Origin of the sequence: Sorangium sp. So ce1153 (genome assembly GCF_051521595.1) — a bacterium.
In the GTDB taxonomy this organism is placed as follows: Bacteria; Myxococcota_A; Polyangia; order Polyangiales; family Polyangiaceae; genus Sorangium.
Window position 1 is genome coordinate 14,278,229 of record NZ_CP150361.1, and the last position, 17,320, is coordinate 14,295,548.

The following is a 17,320-nucleotide window of genomic DNA, read 5'->3' on the forward strand; positions in this document are numbered from 1 at the left end:
TCGCGGTCCGTCCATGGCGGACAATGTGCTTCGGTCGGGCTCACCAGACACGAAGCTCTGCGTACCCAGTCGGGCCGACGCGGTCAATACGCCGGCGGCAGCATCATGAGCGGCGGCGATCGGTGAACCGCGCCCGCGGAGCCGCCAGCGAGGTGTCCATCATCGAGATGGGGCGCTGCGCCATCGGCCAGACGGCTCGGTAATCATTGGCTCGCCGACGCTGCGGGCTGGGTCCTCCTCCGTGCTCGCCTCGGCCAGCCGGGTGGGTGTTACGGATGTTGCGCCGTGTTACGCCGCCGAAGACGAATGGCGTACGGTGACCCGTAACACGGGACGGGTCCGGAGTTACGCCAGCGCCGGCATCGGCCCGCCGAAGTCGGGCACGGTAGCGGGCGTCGTCTCCACGACCGCGCGCCGTCACCCGATGGATGAGGCATCGCTGGAAGCTCGAGGCAACGTGGCCCCAGAGTTGCTAGGGTTGACAGCGCCAGAGTTGCTGACACGAGCGAGCGCCCGTACGCGCCTCGTCGTCTATTCACGGTGGGTGACTGCCAGAGGGCGTCGAGCTCGATGACGAGCAAGCAAGCCGTCGGCAGGTCTGACGTCAGCTGAGCCCACATCGCCATGACACCGGCGAGGATCCGGGGGCCTCTGGCTGTGAGTCGCTGATTCTTGTCCGCTCCGTCCTCACGTCATCGGACAGGCCGCGGTGACCCACAAGTTCCGGTCTCAGAAGCGTACCATTGATTCAGATTCACGATCGAAAGGAAAATATATGAGCAAAACGAGCAGATTCCTTGTCGCGACGGGGCTTGTGTTGCTGGCGGCTTGCTCCGCAGAGCAAGACGCGCCGGAGCTGGCGAGCTCCGACGTGGAGGCCCTGCGCGGCGCAAGGGGGCTCCCGCTGCGCGTCGATGACCTGTTCTTGCAGCTTCCGAGGAGTGACCTGGGAGCGCTGTCATTGAAGCTCGCGGGCAGGGAGCGCGAGCGCGTGGCGGCGGAGAATGGCGAGGCGAGCTTCAAGCTCTCGCTCAGCGAGCGCGAGCCGAGCGTCGAGTTCAACGATCTCGGTCGCGACCTCGACGCGAGGGCCGGCGACGGCCTGTTCACGGGCGCAATCCCCGTAAGTGTCGAGCTTCTGACTCAGCTGAACCGGGAGGTTTCGCGCCTGAGGGAGACGGCCGTGCGGCGCTTCGTCCCAGGCTCGCGCGTCGTGTCCGGGAGCGAGCGTATCGAGACGACGTCGGCCATCGATCTCGAGGCGCTGCGCAGGGGAGCGGTCGTGCGGCTGCCCCGCATCGGCGAGCTCGGGCCGCTGAAGACGCTCGGAGCGGTGACGACGGCCAGCATCAACCCGCAAAAATCACTCCTGATCCGTTCGCTGCCGGTGATAGAAGATCCCGCTCGCACCATGAATCCATGCAACGCGGCGGTCGCGAACAATCCCCTGAAGAAATGGACGTTCGGTCATCTGATGGAGCAGATGGCGCAGGGCTCCGGGCTGAGCTCGAGTGATTTCGTCAAGCAATGGATGAACGCCTGGCGCGCGCAGCAGAGCGTGACCGCCACCGGCGGCGCGCCGGTGCTCGACGCCACGAGCACCGCGGCGGCCGCGAACGTCGATTCCCTGATCCTGAATCCCTGGAAGCAGCGCAGCGGCGGCGGCGCGCTCAACCTCAGCATCGCACCGTTTCGGCTGCAAGCCATCGTTTACCGCAGCGATCTCGCGCAGAGCTCGCCGTACGGCGGCTCCTCGGCGGGCAACAGCGGCGGCGAGCTGCGCTTCGTGTTCGGCGCCATGGAAGTCCGGGACGCGAACGGGGACGGGGACGCGAAGGACGCTGGAGACACGTGCCAGCCGATCGAGATGTCGACCATCTTCGAGTTTGGCGTCCCGCTCTCGAGCTGCACGGACATCAAGGCGTGGGCAAATGCCTGGGTCAACCTGAGCACGCTGTTGCCGGGAGATCCCGCGTACGGCTCGGCGCTGGAAGCGCTGACCGAGGCGGTGGTCGTCCACGGCGCCGCTCCCGAGAAGCCGAACCAGAGCGCGCTGAACCAGCTGCGTACGAACGAGATCGATCTGAGCGGGATCTGGCAGCTCCGGGAGTTCGTGCTGCCCGCTCCGGGGGGCCCGCTGACGCAGACGACCACGAAGAACAATCCACGCGAGCACCAGGTGACGTTTACGTCCGTACCCGGCGTGACGCCCGCGCCGATCGACCTGAACGGCAGCCCTGCGCTCCTCGGCGAGATCCTGAATTCAATGGGCGATCCGGGCTACCAGGTCCCCGAGTTGTCTGGCGGCGCGCCGTTCCTGGGCGGCGCCTCGACGTATAACTTCGACACGTTCTGGGATCATCCGGATCTCTCGTCTGCTGCCGAGCTCGAAGCGCGCTTCACGTTCTCTTCGAAGACGTGCAGCGGCTGCCACACCGGCGAAACAGCGACCAGCTTCTATCACATTCGCCCCGCCGGCCCTGGCGCGAGCCCCGGGCTGTCGGACCTGCTGCAGAATAGCTCGCTCACCGTCACGGACGTGCGCGGCCTGTCCCACACGTTCGCCGAGATGGATAACCGCAAGCAAGCGCTTGCCTCGCTCGCGAATCAAATCTGCGGCTTCAAGTTCGGTCTACCGCCGCTCCAGCTCACGCGCGTTCCGCTCGCCAGCACCCACTGAGCGGCGAGCGCGGACCGTCGCGGCGGGCAAGCTCCGGAGCATGGCGTCCAACGAGTGGATGTCTCTACAGACGCGAGGAGCTTTCCTGCTACATTCCAGGCGCCTGCTCAGCCCAGCGCCGGAGCAGGCGGAGCTGCACCATGCTGCGCGCGAACCTGAGCGATATCCTCGTCTTCATGGCCGTCGTCGAGGAAGGGAGCTTCATCGCCGGGGGGCAGGCGATGGGCCTGACCAGGTCGGCGGCGGGCAAGGCCGTGAATCGCCTGGAAGACAGGCTGGGCGTGCGCCTCTTGAACCGCACGACGAGGGCGCTGAGCCTCACCGATGAAGGCCGGGTGTTCTACGACCGGGGCCTACAGATCCTCGCGGCGGTAGACGATGCGGAGGCGAGCGTGGCGGGGCGCTCCGGCACGCCGCGAGGGCTTCTGCGGCTCACTGTCCCCGATGCCTTCGGGCGGCTCGTGGTCCTGCCGCTGCTGCGGAGGTATCTCGAGGCCTGGCCCGACATCCAGGTGGAGGTGAGCTTCACCGATCGACTGGCCGACATCGTCGAGGAGGGCTTCGATCTGGCTGTACGGATCGGAGACGCGCCCCCGGACACGCGGCTGGTCTCCCGGGTGGTCGCCAGGTACAGGGCCATGCTTTGCGCCTCGCCGTCCTACATCGCCGAGCGTGGCGAACCGCTGAGCCTCGATGCGCTCGCCGGACACGACTGCTTGATCTTCAGCAGCCGCAATCGAAGGCAGAGCTGGCGCTTCGTCGGCGCCGACGGAGCCTGGGTCAAGGCGCAGGGGCGGAGCCGCTTGCGGCTGGATAGCGGAGAAGCCCTCAGGGACGCTGCCGTCGCGGGGCTCGGCATCGCGTTTCTTCCGGACTTTCTGGTGGCCGATGACCTGTCCGCCGGGCGCCTCCAGCAGGTCCTGCCCGACCTCGAGGCGGAGGAGGTGAAGATCGTGACGATCTACCCAACCCGACGTCTCCTGGAGCCCCGTGTCCGGCGCTTCATCGATCTCATGGTCGAAGAGCTCGGGACCTGACGCTGCTGGGCGACGACGCCTCCGTCGCCTCCACGCCGCCTGGCCAGGTGCTGGTCACGGGCGGCACGATCGCCTCGCGGCCATGTACGCTGAAGCACCCGACGGTGGGGGTCAGGGTTTGATCGACCACTGCTGGCTGCCGCTCCCGTCGCAGGCATTCTGCGCGACCGCGGCGCCGTCGTCCTGGCTGGAGGCAGTGAGGTTGAGGCACCTGCCCGAGTGCTTGGCGACGAGCCGCGTCGCGCCGCCGCTCGACTCGACCCGCCATGCCTGGTTGTCGTCTCCGCTGCACGTCCACTGGATGAGCGCGGCGCCGTCGCCCGCGCTGGCGCCATCGACGTCGAGGCATTTGCCCGAGTTGCGGTTGATGACGTTGAAGTAGCCGTCGCTCCTCGGCGCGAGGTCCCAGCGCTGGTTGTCGTTGCCGTGGCAAGGCCAGGTGACCACGGCGGCGCCGTCGTCTCCGCTCGCCTGGAAGACGTCGAGGCACTTGTCGTTCTCCTCGCTCACGATCAGGCCGGTGAAGCCCAGTTCGTAGGCGAGGTGGACGCCTTCGATGTCGGTCTCGCTGAGATTGCCGTCGCCGTTGTACTTCGGGTTGCAGTAGTTCATGACGGAGCTGAGGTCCCAGCTGCCGACCACGAGATCGCCGTCGCTGCCTTGGGGCGCGTCCGTGCAGGAGCTCGGCGTATCGTCGCGGTTGTGCTCGTGGGCGAACCCGAGGGCGTGGCCGAACTCGTGGACCGCGATGCTGCGGATGCAGCTCTCCTCGTTCCCCTGGCAGGCCTGGCTCCAGTTGAGGAAGGTGAAGTTCAGGACCATGCCGGCGCTGACGCCGGCGAGCGCGCTGCCCAGGGACTTCACGTGAGGGCCCGAATCCTCGATACGGATGCGGATGCCCGACGAGGTGCTCGCGCACGTGTCCCAACCGGTGAAGTTGACCGACGAGACGGCATCCCAGGTGTTCGTGATCTGCTCCTTGACCCAGCCGCGCTGGGTCGCGTCGTTGCCGGGGTTCTCCCAGCAGACAGGGATGTTGCGGCTCTGCCAGATGTTCGGGGACGAGACGTAAAGTGCGCCATCGTCGGTGTCGACGCTCTCGCTGTCCCCGTTGACGTCGGCGGCCGAGCATGCCGCGAGGGCCGAAGCACCGATACAAAGCCCGACGATTCGCTTCAACGTATTCATGTCGTACTCCAGGGTAGATTCGCCGTGCGCGCCGAGCTGAAACAGGGCAGCTCGTGCAGGCGGTGGATGGTCGACGTAGCCGTGCAGCGGCGGCTCTGCCGTGGCTCGGCGTCGTCCCGGTCCGTGACCGTCGAAGATGGACTCAGCAAGAGTGAAGCCAGCGATCAGAACGGCTTCCGGGGCAGCGGCTTCGGCGCGCATCCCTGCCTCCGCGGGCGTTCGCTCCTGGCCACCGGCGCGGATTTCGAAGGCGTAGCGCGGCGTCGATGCCCTTCCGGGCAGGCTGCTCGACGAGTGATGGGCGCCGGGGCCCGGTGGCAAGTCATGCCATCACGCCATGGCAAGGATTACCTGACCGGCAAACCTTGCCATCCCGCCGTCGCGCGTGGGTCGCGGTGGCCGCCTCTGCCCATGTTCCGTCCCGGCCGAGGCGCCGGGCGCGCACGCGGCCCACCTTCGGAACCGCCGCGCTGGCTGCCGACGCGGCGCGGTAGCGGGAGGTGATCCCGTGTCCGCTGGACCAGGCACGGGATCAAGGGTGACGAGGTCTCCCGCGCCGCCGCGCCGCCCGGCCCGGCGCCGGTCCGGAGCGGCACGCTTGCCCCGCGGCGATGTACGCTGAAGCACCCGAGGACAGCCGCCTGGGCCCGCGCTCGGCCAGAGCGCTCCTGGACCTGCGAGCGGGCGTGGCGGGCCGGCCCGTGCCCATTGACGCGCGGCCGGGACCGCCGTGTGCTGCGGCCGAGGAGAACTTCATGATTACCAACCTTCGATTCACCATGCTCTTTGCTGCTGCGCTCTGCGCGGCGGGCTGCGGTTCGGACGACGAGCCGGCGGGCAGCGGCACGCCCGGCGCGGGCGCGACCACCTCGTCACAGGCCTCGAGCGGCAGCAGCAGCAGCAGCGGCAGCGGCACCGGCGGCAGCGGGTCAGGGGGAACGGGCACGGGCGGTGACGTGACGACGACCGTCGTGGTGAACGAGATCTCGGCCAAGGGCAGCGACTGGATCGAGCTCGGCAACCCGGGCTCGGCGGCGGCGGACCTCGGCGGGTTCGGCCTCTGCGACTCCGACGAGACCGGCCTGTGCAACACGGGCGACGCGCTCAGGTTCCCCGAGGGCACGGAGCTCGGCCCGGGGGAGTACCTGCTCGTCCTCGGCGACCAGGCGGTCGAGGTGGGCCCGGGGCCCCACACGACGTGCCTGGCCGAAGGCCCGAGCAGCTGCTTCTACGCGACGTGGAAGGTGAGCGCCTCCAGGGGCGAGACCGTCTTCCTCATCTCTCCGAACGACCAGGTGCTCAACCAGCTGGAGTACCCGATGGAGGCGGCAGCCGACGGGCAGACGTGGGGCAGGCTGCCCGACCTCACCGGCCAGGGCGGCGTCACCGCGCCGACCCCGGGCGCGGCGAACGCGGCGCCCTAGCGTCGCGTCGTACCGGGACGAGACAGCGGTGGCGAGCCGTCCGCAAGACGGACAGCGTGGGCTCCCGCGGACCGAGATAGCCGATGCGCTCGCAGTACGCGTCGCGATCCACACGTGTCAGCGCCAGGTCCCCGAGGAAGAGGCCGCTCATGAAGCGGCTCGCTGCGGCAGCGCCGGGCTGCCCGGCAGGCTCGCTGGGGCGAGACGAAGCATCATCACCGGAGCATAACTCTCGTCTTCCTCGCCTGGCTCGCTTCCCTGACACGACGTCTATGGAACCGCGTTGCGCGGTGAAGCCGGCGCACCGCGGGCTGCTCCTGGCGCATCACCCTCTGTTCCCGGCGCATTGCCGTCTGTTCTGCGTCCCCACCGGGCCACGGAAGCCGAGCTGAACCCTCCGACACATGGTGGCTCACCGAGGCACACGCGACCTCCTGCGAAGCGACAACCCCACGCATTTCCTCGGGATCTTCCGGCCTGGCCCACCGTTTGCAGTCCGCGGGCTCGAGAGGTAGCGTTCATGTCGAGATTCTTGGCGATGGTTTGCGTTGGTCTGCTGGCGTCCGCGTGCGGCGACGACACGACGGGGGGGAGCCCGTCCGGCTCCACGAGCAGCTCCGCCAGCGGCGGCGGCCAGGGCGGGGACGGCGGCTCCGGCGGAGGGCCGGACGGCGACGGCGGCGGCCAGGGCGGGGACGGCGGCTCCGGCGGAGGGCTGGACGGCGACGGCGGCGGCGAGGTCGATTGCTCGGCGTTCGAGAACGACGAGCCGGGAGCCCAGGTGAGGTTCACGGTGACCAACAACCGCGCGACGTCCATCTATTACCGCAGCGACGAGTGCTTCGAGCGCTTCCACATCGGTCCGGAGGGCGGGCCCCTCGGCACGGCGGATCCGCCTCGAGCGCAGCTGACCTGCGAGACGGTCCAGAGGGTGGACGACTGGCCGTGGGACTGCCTCGACGGGAGCGTGTTCGAGATCGGCGCTGGAGAGAGCAACACCTTCTCCTGGACGGGTGTGCTGTACGAGCCTCAGCAGATGCCCATCGCCTGCGCGGCCAGTCCGGACAATCCATTCGCCGACGGGTGCTTGCGCGCCGTCGCCGTGGAGCCCGGAGCGTTCAAGATCGCCTTCGAGCTCTTCGGCACCGCCACGTGTGATGAAGTCGGCGGGTGCTCCCTCAGCGATCCGCTCGGTGTCGAGCAGGGGTTCACGTACCCGGACGACACGGCGGTCGCGATCGAGGTCGACTGACGTCGCGACGTCGAGCGAGCCAGTCGCTCGCGGCCGAGGCAGCGCCGCGAGAGCGCGGTCTCGGTGCCTATCTTCAGGATCCGGGCGCGCCACGGAGGCGAGCTCGCTCCGCACGCCGCCATCTCGACGCGCTCGCCGGCGCCCGACGAGAGCGCGCCGGGCCCCGAGGCTGTAGCCCCCCCCGGGCGCTCACGCAGGAAGACGTTCACGTACATGGTTGTTCATGCACCTTCACCGGGGGACACACTCCCACGCCCAGGGCCTGTCACGAAGACGCCAAGATCGCGTGATGCAGGCCACTATGCGCGCTGATATTCCGTCCCTAGAGCAGGCGGCCGCCGCCTGCGTTTTCAGCGGGGGCGTTCGCGCCGTGCGCTCCAGCAGGCATGGAGCCGCGGCCCACGCGAGAAAGGTGCCTCCTTTTCATGCAAAGAACATCGATCCTGTGCGCGCTGGCCGGCCTCGCCATCGGGGCTTGCTCCGTCGACACCGGGACCTCGGGGTCCGGGGACGACGGTCCGCTCGGCGAGGCGGCGCAGTCGCTCGTCACCGACTGCGATTACCTGAATCCCACGCTCTGGCCGCCGCTCCCGCTGCCCGTCGACTTCGACCGAGAGCTGCTCATCCGTGATGTCGCCGTCGTCGACGACGTCTGCCGCACCACCTGGTCTGGCTCGTGTCCCTCCGGCGGCACCCCGGCCGCGTGGACCTTCGGCTCGCTCATGCGCCAGATGGCCGGCGCGACACCAGCCCACGAGTTCGTGGCCGAGTGGCTGCACGCGTGGGAGGTGCCGAACGTCGTCAACGGCTTCGCCGTGCCGGCGCGGCCCGGCATCCGGCCCGCGCTCATCGATCCGTGGCTCGTCGCCAGCGGCTGCGCCGCGGGGGCGTCCATCGTCGGCCCGGGCGCCTGCCGGCTCGACATCACGCGGGCGCCCTTCCGCCTCCTCGCGATCCTCAACCGCGCCGATCTGCAGGACCCCTCTCCCCTCTACGGCGGCCCTCCGAGCCCCGGCGAGGTGCGCTTCGTCTTCGGCATCGTCGACCTGCCGAGCGGCAACCCGCTCCCGGCCACGGTCATCCTCGAGTACCGCCTGCCGTCGCAGCGCGGCGGGGCTCCGGCCACGACCTTCGACTGGGCGACCGACTTTCACAAGCTGAGCGACCCGTCCCTCGGGCCGATCGGCTCACCCCCGTACCTCGCCCACCTCGAGTCGCTGCTCAACGACATCACCTCCCCGGGGGCAGAGCCCGGCGCGCTCAACTCCGGCAGCGCCATCGCCCAGGTGCGCACCAACGAGATCATCTTCGGGCCCGACTGGAAGCTCCGCGAGAGCACCCTCCAGCAGGTCGGCCTCGGGCCGAACGCCGCGCTGCTCCGGCCGGACACGACCAAGCAGACGCCGGACGACAACCTGAACGCGTCGGGCGCGCTCGACGGCTACCTCGACGCCAACGCGCTCTGGACCGGCTCGCCCAACCTGATCGACTTCACCCAGACGCCGGTCCCGGCCCCGCTGCTCGGCGGCGAGTCGACCTCGCCCCCGCCCCCGCCCGCGCCCGGGCCGTTCTGGGATCACACCCTGGCGACGCCGCTCCAGCCCATCGAGCGCCACCACTTCGCGCTCGCCACGTGCAACGGCTGCCACAGCCCGACCGAGCTGGCGACGCCGTTCACGCACATCCACCCGCGCCCGCCGGGCGCGCAGTCCGGCCTCTCGCCGTTCCTCTCCTCACCGCCCATCCCCGCCGGCGGACCCATCGGCCTCCCCGCCGCCGGCACCGAGCTCACCGTGCCGGATCCCGCGGGCACGGGCGCCATGTTCTCGTACCACGAGCCGTGGCGCCGGGTCTGCGAGACGACGCGGATCCTCGACGGCGTGACCGCGCCGTTCACGCGGGCCAACGGCGCGCACTGACCTCCCGCTGACCAGCCCCGGGGCCGGCGCTCGGCCCCCCTCCGCGCTCCAAGACAGCATCCTGCCCAGTTTGTGCAGGACCTGCGCGAGCTGCGCCGCGCGCGACGACGGCTCCGCGGCGAAGAGGCCGCCGAGGAGGCCTCTCCGGGGCTGGCCCGCCTTTCGCTTTGCTCCTCACCGTGGCTCGCCGCCCCCGCGAAGGGCGTGGACGAGGCGAGCGCGCCTGGAGGGTACTCGCATGCTCAAGGAATGGCTTAAGGTGTCTGTGATGATCGTCAGTGGCACCGTGCTCGGCGTCGGCTGCGCCGCCGAGGCGCCGAGCGGGGGAGAGGCGCTCGACGCGAGCGAGGTAGAGGCGGTCGACGAGTCGCAGGCCGCGCTTCAGTTCACCTGCGGCGGCATCACCGGCCGCGGCTGTCCAGGCACCAACAAGTGCGTCGACGACCCGAACGACGACTGCAACCCCAGGAGGGACGCCGACTGCGGCGGCATTTGCGTGGGCAAACCCTGCGGCGGCTTCGCCGGGTTCGCCTGCGAGAAGGGCTATGTCTGTGTGGACGATCCGCGGGACACCTGCGACCCGGACAACGGGGGCGCCGACTGCGCCGGGACGTGCCTCTACGCGGGCGAGCTCCAGTGACGGCGCGCTGAGCGCCCGGCGCCCCGGAGCCGCGCGTCGGCTCCAGGGCCTCCACCCCGCAGCGTGCCGCCGCTCCGCCTGACGCGCCCATCGACCCGCGCGGCGTAGTATCCTGGGGAGGACCCAGCGCGTTTGGCGATGGCCGGAGGGGACCATGGGCGACAAGGGGAACACGGGGCTCGGCGCCCCCGAGCTCGCGTCGAACGAGGCGTTGAGATCGATCGCGGCGGGCGCGGCGACGCTCGCGCGCGGGGCGCACGGCGACGGCGTGCGCGCCTTGCAAGAGGCGCTCGGCGCGATCGGGCTCGGCGACCCGGCGAAGGCCGACGGCTCGTTCGGGCCGAAGACGCACGATGGCATCGTCGCGCTGCAAGCCGCGGAGGACCTCCCGCAGACCGGCACGGTCGACGCCGCGACGCTCGCCGCCCTCGACAGGCGCCTCGCGGCGCGGCGTACGCCGCCGCTCGACGAGGCCCTGGCCAAGGCCGCGGGGCTCAGCCCCGAGCAGGCGGCGGCGCTCGGCCGCGCGCCTTCCGCGGCCCCGGCGCCCGCCGCGCCCTCGCGCACCGACCAGGGCTATTTCCCGGACGCGAGCAAGCTCCCGCAGGTCGTGCCCGGGGCCGAGCCGGACCCGGACTCGCCGCCGCCGGCCGTGGACTCCGTCGACGACGGGCCCGCGACGACCGTCTCCGGCGCGCTCGCCGCCGATCGGGGCGCGCGCCTCGTCGAGGTCCGGCGCGCGCTCGGGGGCGACGCGCACGCGCTGGCCGCGCTCGACAGGTTGCTCGCGGCGGGCCGGCTGCACACGGGGGCGCTCCTGCCGAACCTCGGGGCCATGGCGGACGTCCGGCGCGACCCGAGGCTCGTGCTCGAGGGCGGCATCGATCCGCACCTCGTGCTCGCGCAGGCGATCCGGCACGTCGACAACCCGCTGCGCGTCAAGCAGGGCGCATGTCGCGGCACGTGCGGCGCGGGGACGATGGAGTACGTCCTCTTGCGCGTCGATCCGGCCGAGTTCGTGCGGATCCTCGACGGGATCACGCGGGAGGCGGGCGAGGTGAAGCTCCGCTCGGGCCGCGTGCTCAGGATGCCGCGCAACGCGATCCTGCGCGACGCCTCGGGCCGCGTCGACATCGACCGGCTGTTCCAGTCCGCGCTCATGAACCACGCGACGGCGATGAGCTGGATCTTCGATTACGACAACCCCGAAGACAACGACTCGTTCTGGGCCGCCCTCGGGGGCGACTCGCGCGTCCCGCTCGGCAATTTCACGAGCCTGTTCCAGGACATCATGGGCGGCAGCTACACGAGCGTCTCGTCCCTCCTGCGCAGCGGCGCGTCCGTCGCCGACGACGTCGCCGGGGCGATGGGGCGCGGCGAGAAGGTGCCAGTCCTCCTGAAATGGGAGGGCGGCTACCACTGGGTCGCGGCCGAGAAGATCGAGCGCGGGGCCGACGGCAAGCCCGCCTCGGTCATCCTGCGCAACCCCGCGGGGTCGGACAGCTGCAAGGGCGCCCCGCCCCGCGCGCCGGTCCCCGAGGGCCGCGGCCGGTTTCGCATGAGGTACGCCGATCTCGCCGCGAACATCCACGGCGCCGCACTCAGGGGCTGAGCCAGGTGGCGAGTGGTACAGCGGCGTCGTGAACTACTTCGTCCCCTCCGGCGGCTCGAAGTGGGCCATCGAGGCGCCGTATCTGCTCGAGGCAGCCTGTGCGCCACGAGGCTCACGGTGTGCCGTCGTGTGCCAGCTGTCCCGGCGCTAACTGTTCGTAATTATTAATGAAATGGCGGGGCATGCCCCGTGCCTGTCCGCGGGCCATCGGTCCGATCGACGACCTGGCACGGAGACTTCCCCCATGCGCACACTCCTCAAGACTTGCACGCTCGTTTCTCTGCTGGCGCTCGGCATCGGCTTCGCCGCCTGCTCGAGCGAGCCAGGCGCGCCCGCGCAGACAGGCCTCGCGCAGAGCGCCCTCACGCCCGCGGCGAGCTGCGATGAGGTCGAGTCGCTCCTGCGAGAGCGGCTGAAGCAGAACATGATCGAGTCGGTCGAGGCGTCGCGCACCAGCGCCCTGGAGCAGCTCGACAGCGGGTGCTACTGGTGGGGCGACGATGGCGGCGCGGGCAACGTCGCGTCGGCCGGCGCGGGAGGGCCCCTCCCGGGGGCGCCGTCCGCAGGCGGGGATAGCGACAGCGGCGGGGGCGCCAAGGAGTACTCGACGACGAACACGCAGGAGGCGGACGTCGACGAGGCGGACTTCATCAAGAACGACGGAGAGCACGTCTATCTCCTCGCCCACGGGCAATTCCAGATCTTCGACGCCTGGCCCGCCGCCGACACGCACCGGGTCGCGGCGGTCGAGATCGAGGGGGAGGCGAAGAAGCTCTTCGTCCATGAGCAGCGCGCCCTCGTGTACTCGTCGCTGTCCCCGTCGGCCAGCGAGGACCCGTATTACTCCAGCGGAGAGTGCACGTACGGATACGACTGCGAGTTCACCGGCGACGGCACCCCGCTCCTGGTCACCGAGCTCGACATCAGCGATCTCTCGGCGCCGACCGTCGTGCGGACGCTGAGGTTCTCCGGCTCGTTCATCAATGCCCGGCGCATCGGGAGCACGGTGCACACCGTCGTGTCCTCCCCCGAGCCGAGGGTCGATGGGCTCTCGACGTGGCCGGAGGGCCTCGACATCTGCGCGCTCTCGGAGCAGGGCGTCACGCCGGGCACCGTGGGCACCGTGAACGTCGCGTTCGAGCGGCTCGTCGACAAGAACCTCGCGCTCATCGACGCAGCGCCGCTCGACCTCCAGCTGCCCACCGTCGAGGACACCCTCTACCGCGACGGCGAGGCGCTCCCGCGGGCCGACGACCCGTTCGAGGGCTGCGCGAACTTCTACGTGTCGCACACGGGCGACGGCCAGAGCTTCCTCTCGGTCGTCTCGACCGAGCTCGGCGGCGACGCGCTCGGCCAGACGACGGTCGTCGGCAAGCCCGGCGCCGTCTACGCGACCTCCGAGTCGCTCTATGTGGCGAGCCGGCACCAGTACGGGAGCACGTACGGCTGGTTCTACGAGGACGCGGCGGCGACGCCCGACGCGACGACGATCCACAAGTTCGCCCTGAGCGACAGCGCGCAGCCGAGCGCCTACCTCGGGAGCGGCGTCGTGAAGGGGCGCGTGCTCAACCAGTTCGCGCTGAGCGAGCACAAGGGCTATCTCCGCGTCGCGACGACCACCGGCCACCTGCCCGACCCGGAGGCGCACAACACGGTCGCCTCGCTGAAGCAGGAGGGCGGCGAGCTCGTGGTCAAGGGGATGATCGACCACCTCGCCCCGGGCGAGGACATCCGGTCCGCGCGCTTCTACGGCGACGTGGGCTATGTGGTGACCTTCAAGAAGACGGACCCGCTCTACACGCTCGACTTCTCGCTCCCCGAGGCGCCGCGGGTGCGCGGCGAGCTGAAGATCCCGGGGTTCTCGACGTACATGCACATGATCGACGCGGGGCACGTCATGAGCATCGGTTACGACGCCGACGACCAGGGGGACTTCGCGTGGTTCCAGGGGATCATGCTCCAGATCTTCGACGTCACGAACCTCGATGATCCGAAGCTCACCCACAAGGAGGTGATCGGGACGCGCGGCTCATCGAGCGACGCCGCGACGGATCACCTCGCGTTCAACTACTTCGCCCAGCGCGGGCTCCTCGGGCTCCCGATGGTCATCTGCGAGGGCGGCAGCGGCGGCGAGTTCGGCGACACGATGACGTTCAGCGGGCTGCTCGTCTACAAGGTGGATGTCGATGCGGGCTTCACCTCGCTCGGCGGCGTCCCCCACCCGCTGCCCGACACGAGCGCCGATCCCTACGCCGTGAGCTGTGGGAGCTGGTGGAGCCAGGCCAGCTCGTTCGTGAAGCGGAGCGTCTTCCTGGAGGACTACGTCTACTCCGTCTCGGAGGACGAGATCCGCGTCGCCCACGTGAACGATCTCGCGACCCCCGCAGCCATCGTGCCGCTCACCCCGTGAGCGGGCTCCGCAGCGCGGGCGCCGGCGTCACCCCGGCAGCCCGCGCGCGCGGCGGCGCGGCGGCGCGTCGTCCTGCTCCGGTAGAGAGACCACCATCGCAGCGAAGGTCGTTTGTAACGCGGGCTCTGCTACACAGCCCTGTGCAGACGCGGTCGTCTGCGCGTTGGTGTAAAATTATAGCGCTGGCGGTGCCGGCGCCATGACTGCGAAGGTGACAGCGATGAGAAGAGCTTTGTTGCGTCTGGCTGCGCTCGCTGCTGTGGGGGCTCTCGCGTTCGTGGGCTGTAGCGTGGAATCGGGCCCGGAGCCGGCCGGCGACCCGCAGGTGGAGGAGGGCGCGGAGACGCTGACGGTCGAGCTCGATGGCAGCGTCGCGCACGCCGTCCGGGTCGATCTGTCGCGGGTCCGCGTGGACATCTACGATCTCGCCGGGGTCCTGCAGTTCTCGGCGGACTACCGCGCGATCGAGGGGCAGAAGCCCGCGGTCGAGTGGACGCTCTTCGATCCCGCGGCGGCGGGCGAGTCGGGCGCCGTCGCGGCGTCGGGCTCGCTCGAGGTCGAGATGGAGCAGCTGCCGGCGCTCGACGGCGCGATCACCGGAGCGGCCCTGATCCACGCGCAGGTCTCCCGCGCGGACTCGGGCGTCGACTACGACAACTGGGGGTGCGACCTGCTGCCCGGCGCGTACAACGGCGTCATCAGCTGCGGGACGAAGGGCGCCTGCTGCGACGCGCACGACGCCTGTTTCGCCAGGTATGGCTGCGCTGCCGGGAGCTGGACGAGGCCCTGGGACTATGCGTGGCAGTGCTCGGCGATCTGCAACGCCACCGCCGTCGGCTGCTTCACGTCGCTGAACCCTGGACCGAGCGTGTGCTGCTTCCGGGGCAACTGCGGCCAGCCGCGGTGAGGTGAGGCCCCCGCAGGCGTCCAGCCCATGACAGCGCGCATCGCGAGAGGAACCGCCGCGGCCGCCCTGCTCCTGCTCGGCGGGGCGGGGTGCGCCCCGGCGGGCGAGCCCCTGCCGACGGACGCCGCCGAGGCGCGGCAGGCGGTGAGGAACGGCACGCCGGCGACCGAGGACGCGGCGGTCGTCGGCATCGCCGTGGGCGGCGAGGTCGGGTGCACGGGCGTCCTCATCCGCCCGCGCGTCGTCCTCACCGCGGCGCACTGCCTCGCCGGCCATCGTCCGGAGACGGCGCTCGTCGGCCCGTCCGCCGCCGAGGGCGTCCACGTCGGCATCGCGCGGGCGTGGTCGTCTCCGGACTACCGGGCTGGCGCTGCAGAGCACGACATCGGCCTGCTGCTCCTGCGCGAGCCGCTCGACGTGGCGCCGGTCCCGCTGCGCGCGCAGCCCGTGACGGACGAGGACGACGGCCGGAGCGTCCGGTTCGTCGGTTTCGGGCGGGAGGACCCCGAGGAGCGCGGCGACGCCCGGCGGATGCAAGGGACGGCCGTCCTCGGGGAGCTCGGCGCGCTCACGTTCTCGCTGACGCCGTCGCCCTCCAGCGCGTGCTCCGGGGACTCGGGCGGGCCGGTCTTCGGCGCGGGCGGCGGGGGCGCGGGCGGCGGGGGAGAGGGCGGCGGGGGAGAGGTCCTGCTCGGGTTGATCTCGCGCGGCGACGAGGCGTGCGCCGAGCGCGCCAGCGCCGTCCGCGTCGACGCGCACCTCGGCGGCTTCATCGAGCCGCTGCTCGCGGCGATCGAGCAGACCGGCGGGGAGGCCGGCGAGCCGTGCGTCGAGCCGGGCAACTGCGCCTCGGGCCTGTGCGTGTCGCCGGAGGACGCGCCGAGCTTCCCGTACTGCTCGCGCGCGTGCGGAGGCCCCGAGGACTGCCCCGCCTCGATGCGCTGCGAGGGCGGCGCGTCGGGGACGGCGCAGTGCCGGTACGCCCGGCCGAGCCCGGGGGCGATCGGCGCCTCGTGCGAGCGCGACGAGGCGTGCGAGTTCGGCATGTGCGCGCGGTTCGAGGGGGAGCTCGATGGGGAACTCGACGGGCAGGAGGGCCCGACCTGCAGCGCGCTCTGCTTCCCGGAAGATCCGGAGCCGTGCCCGCATGGGGGCGTCTGCTCGCCCGCTGCCGGCGCGGCGCGCGCTCACGGCTGCCGGTACGAGGCGCCCGCGCCGGTGGCGGCCGTGGGCGGCTGCGCGGTCGGACGATTCCCGCCGGGCGCAGGACCCGGCGCGCGCTGGGTCGCGCTGGTCGAGGCGGGCGCGGTCGTCGTCGGATTGCGTGGTTTGCGTGCGCTGCGCCGCCGCGGGTAGTGCTCAAAATTGAACATGAAGGCGGGAAGGCGGGAAGAAAAGATCAATGATCTTCCCGTCTTCCCGCCTTCATGTGAACTCTCTCTGGCCAGATTTGAGCACTACCCAGCGCCGGACGGGGTAGGCCGCGCGCTGGTGCCGGCGGGTCGAGGCGCTCTCCGGCCGCGCGGCTCGGCGCCCTTCACGTAGCGCGCCGGCGTTTCTGCGGGCGTGAGGCAGACCCGAGCGGCGCCGCCGGCTCCCCCGCGCTGCGGCTGGCGTCCCACTGCGCGACCGTGCGCTTCGGCGCCACGCGACGCCAGGCCCCCACGAGCAGCTCTTCCAGCAGCGCCGGGTCGACGCGACGGAGCTCCACCCGGGTCCAGCCCTGATGTCCCCACGGCGTCACCGAGAAGACGTCGGGCTGCGCCCGCGCCAGGCTGTCCTGCTCCTCGAGGGACAGCTTCAGGACCGCGCCCTCTTCCGCCACCCAGTGGGTCGCGAAGATCTTCCCTCGCACGCGGAACGACGGCTTACCAAAGTGGTCCTGCACCTCGGCCTCGGGCAGCGACAGCGCGAGTCTTCGGAAATCGTCGGAGGAGATCATGGCGGTGCGCCTCGGTAAGGGGTGGGTCGCCGTCGTGAGGGCGGCTCAGGCCCGGACCGCCTCGAAGACCTTTATAGAAGCTCGGCGTATCGCGCACCTGCTTCCCGCAGAGCCCCGCCGCCTCGAACGGCGCACGATGCTCGGCATCCGGGCGCTCGCGTCCACCCGTGCTCGCGAGCTTGTTGATGCCGCTGAACGTGAGGGGCCAGTCAAGGGCCGCGTTCCCGCGCGCGGCGGGTGCGGGCGGCTCCACGACGAGGAGGCGCGACGTACCGTCCAGCGCCTCGCGGTTTCAACCCGTCTGTCGCT

Annotated in this window: 12 protein-coding genes; 10 read left to right on the forward strand and 2 right to left on the reverse strand. The window is 70.7% G+C overall.

Going from position 1 to position 17,320, the window contains the following annotated elements; all coding sequences use genetic code 11:
• Nucleotides 1-775 precede the first annotated feature (775 nt).
• Together WME85_RS52025 and WME85_RS52030 are read left to right on the forward strand one after the other, a co-directional pair.
• Nucleotides 776-2,680 carry a hypothetical protein gene (locus tag WME85_RS52025; RefSeq protein ID WP_437833102.1) on the forward strand — a complete coding sequence of 635 codons (1,905 nt, stop codon included), beginning with the start codon at nucleotides 776-778 and terminating at the stop codon, nucleotides 2,678-2,680.
• A gap of 140 nt (nucleotides 2,681-2,820) precedes the next feature.
• Nucleotides 2,821-3,717 carry a LysR family transcriptional regulator gene (locus tag WME85_RS52030; protein ID WP_437833104.1) on the forward strand — a complete coding sequence of 299 codons (897 nt, stop codon included), beginning with the start codon at nucleotides 2,821-2,823 and terminating at the stop codon, nucleotides 3,715-3,717.
• A 111-nt stretch (nucleotides 3,718-3,828) separates the two neighbouring features.
• Here WME85_RS52030 and WME85_RS52035 read toward each other — a convergent pair whose 3' ends face one another.
• Nucleotides 3,829-4,905: an RICIN domain-containing protein gene (locus tag WME85_RS52035; RefSeq protein ID WP_437833105.1), complete on the reverse strand. Its 1,077-nt coding sequence runs from the start codon at nucleotides 4,903-4,905 to the stop codon at nucleotides 3,829-3,831.
• A gap of 755 nt (nucleotides 4,906-5,660) precedes the next feature.
• Here WME85_RS52035 and WME85_RS52040 point away from each other — a divergent pair.
• The 8 genes from WME85_RS52040 to WME85_RS52075 all read left to right on the forward strand — a co-directional run bounded on the left by WME85_RS52040 (nucleotide 5,661) and on the right by WME85_RS52075 (nucleotide 16,425).
• Entirely contained in the window at nucleotides 5,661-6,329 is a 669-nt protein-coding gene (locus tag WME85_RS52040; RefSeq protein ID WP_437833107.1) for a lamin tail domain-containing protein, read from the forward strand.
• Nucleotides 6,330-6,867: 538 nt separating this feature from the next.
• The gene (locus WME85_RS52045; protein ID WP_437833108.1) at nucleotides 6,868-7,581 is read left to right on the forward strand and encodes a hypothetical protein; all 714 of its coding nucleotides are present in this window, start codon (nucleotides 6,868-6,870) and stop codon (nucleotides 7,579-7,581) included.
• Nucleotides 7,582-8,006: 425 nt separating this feature from the next.
• Nucleotides 8,007-9,500: a hypothetical protein gene (locus WME85_RS52050; protein WP_437833110.1), complete on the forward strand. Its 1,494-nt coding sequence runs from the start codon at nucleotides 8,007-8,009 to the stop codon at nucleotides 9,498-9,500.
• A gap of 268 nt (nucleotides 9,501-9,768) precedes the next feature.
• On the forward strand, nucleotides 9,769-10,140 hold the full coding sequence (locus WME85_RS52055) for a hypothetical protein (RefSeq protein WP_437833111.1): 372 nt from the start codon (nucleotides 9,769-9,771) through the stop codon (nucleotides 10,138-10,140).
• Between the two features lie 154 nt (nucleotides 10,141-10,294).
• Nucleotides 10,295-11,752 (forward strand): peptidoglycan-binding domain-containing protein, encoded by a 1,458-nt coding sequence (locus WME85_RS52060; protein WP_437833112.1) that lies wholly within the window; start codon nucleotides 10,295-10,297, stop codon nucleotides 11,750-11,752.
• A gap of 244 nt (nucleotides 11,753-11,996) precedes the next feature.
• On the forward strand, nucleotides 11,997-14,162 hold the full coding sequence (locus WME85_RS52065) for a beta-propeller domain-containing protein (RefSeq protein WP_437833114.1): 2,166 nt from the start codon (nucleotides 11,997-11,999) through the stop codon (nucleotides 14,160-14,162).
• A gap of 289 nt (nucleotides 14,163-14,451) precedes the next feature.
• Nucleotides 14,452-15,069: a hypothetical protein gene (locus WME85_RS52070; protein ID WP_437833116.1), complete on the forward strand. Its 618-nt coding sequence runs from the start codon at nucleotides 14,452-14,454 to the stop codon at nucleotides 15,067-15,069.
• Nucleotides 15,070-15,096: 27 nt separating this feature from the next.
• On the forward strand, nucleotides 15,097-16,425 hold the full coding sequence (locus WME85_RS52075) for a trypsin-like serine protease (protein ID WP_437833117.1): 1,329 nt from the start codon (nucleotides 15,097-15,099) through the stop codon (nucleotides 16,423-16,425).
• A 181-nt stretch (nucleotides 16,426-16,606) separates the two neighbouring features.
• On the opposite strand, the gene WME85_RS52080 is transcribed toward WME85_RS52075, so the two are convergent.
• Nucleotides 16,607-17,011, reverse strand: coding sequence for an MmcQ/YjbR family DNA-binding protein (locus WME85_RS52080; RefSeq protein WP_437833118.1), 405 nt, complete (start codon nucleotides 17,009-17,011; stop codon nucleotides 16,607-16,609).
• Between the last annotated feature and the right edge of the window lie 309 nt (nucleotides 17,012-17,320).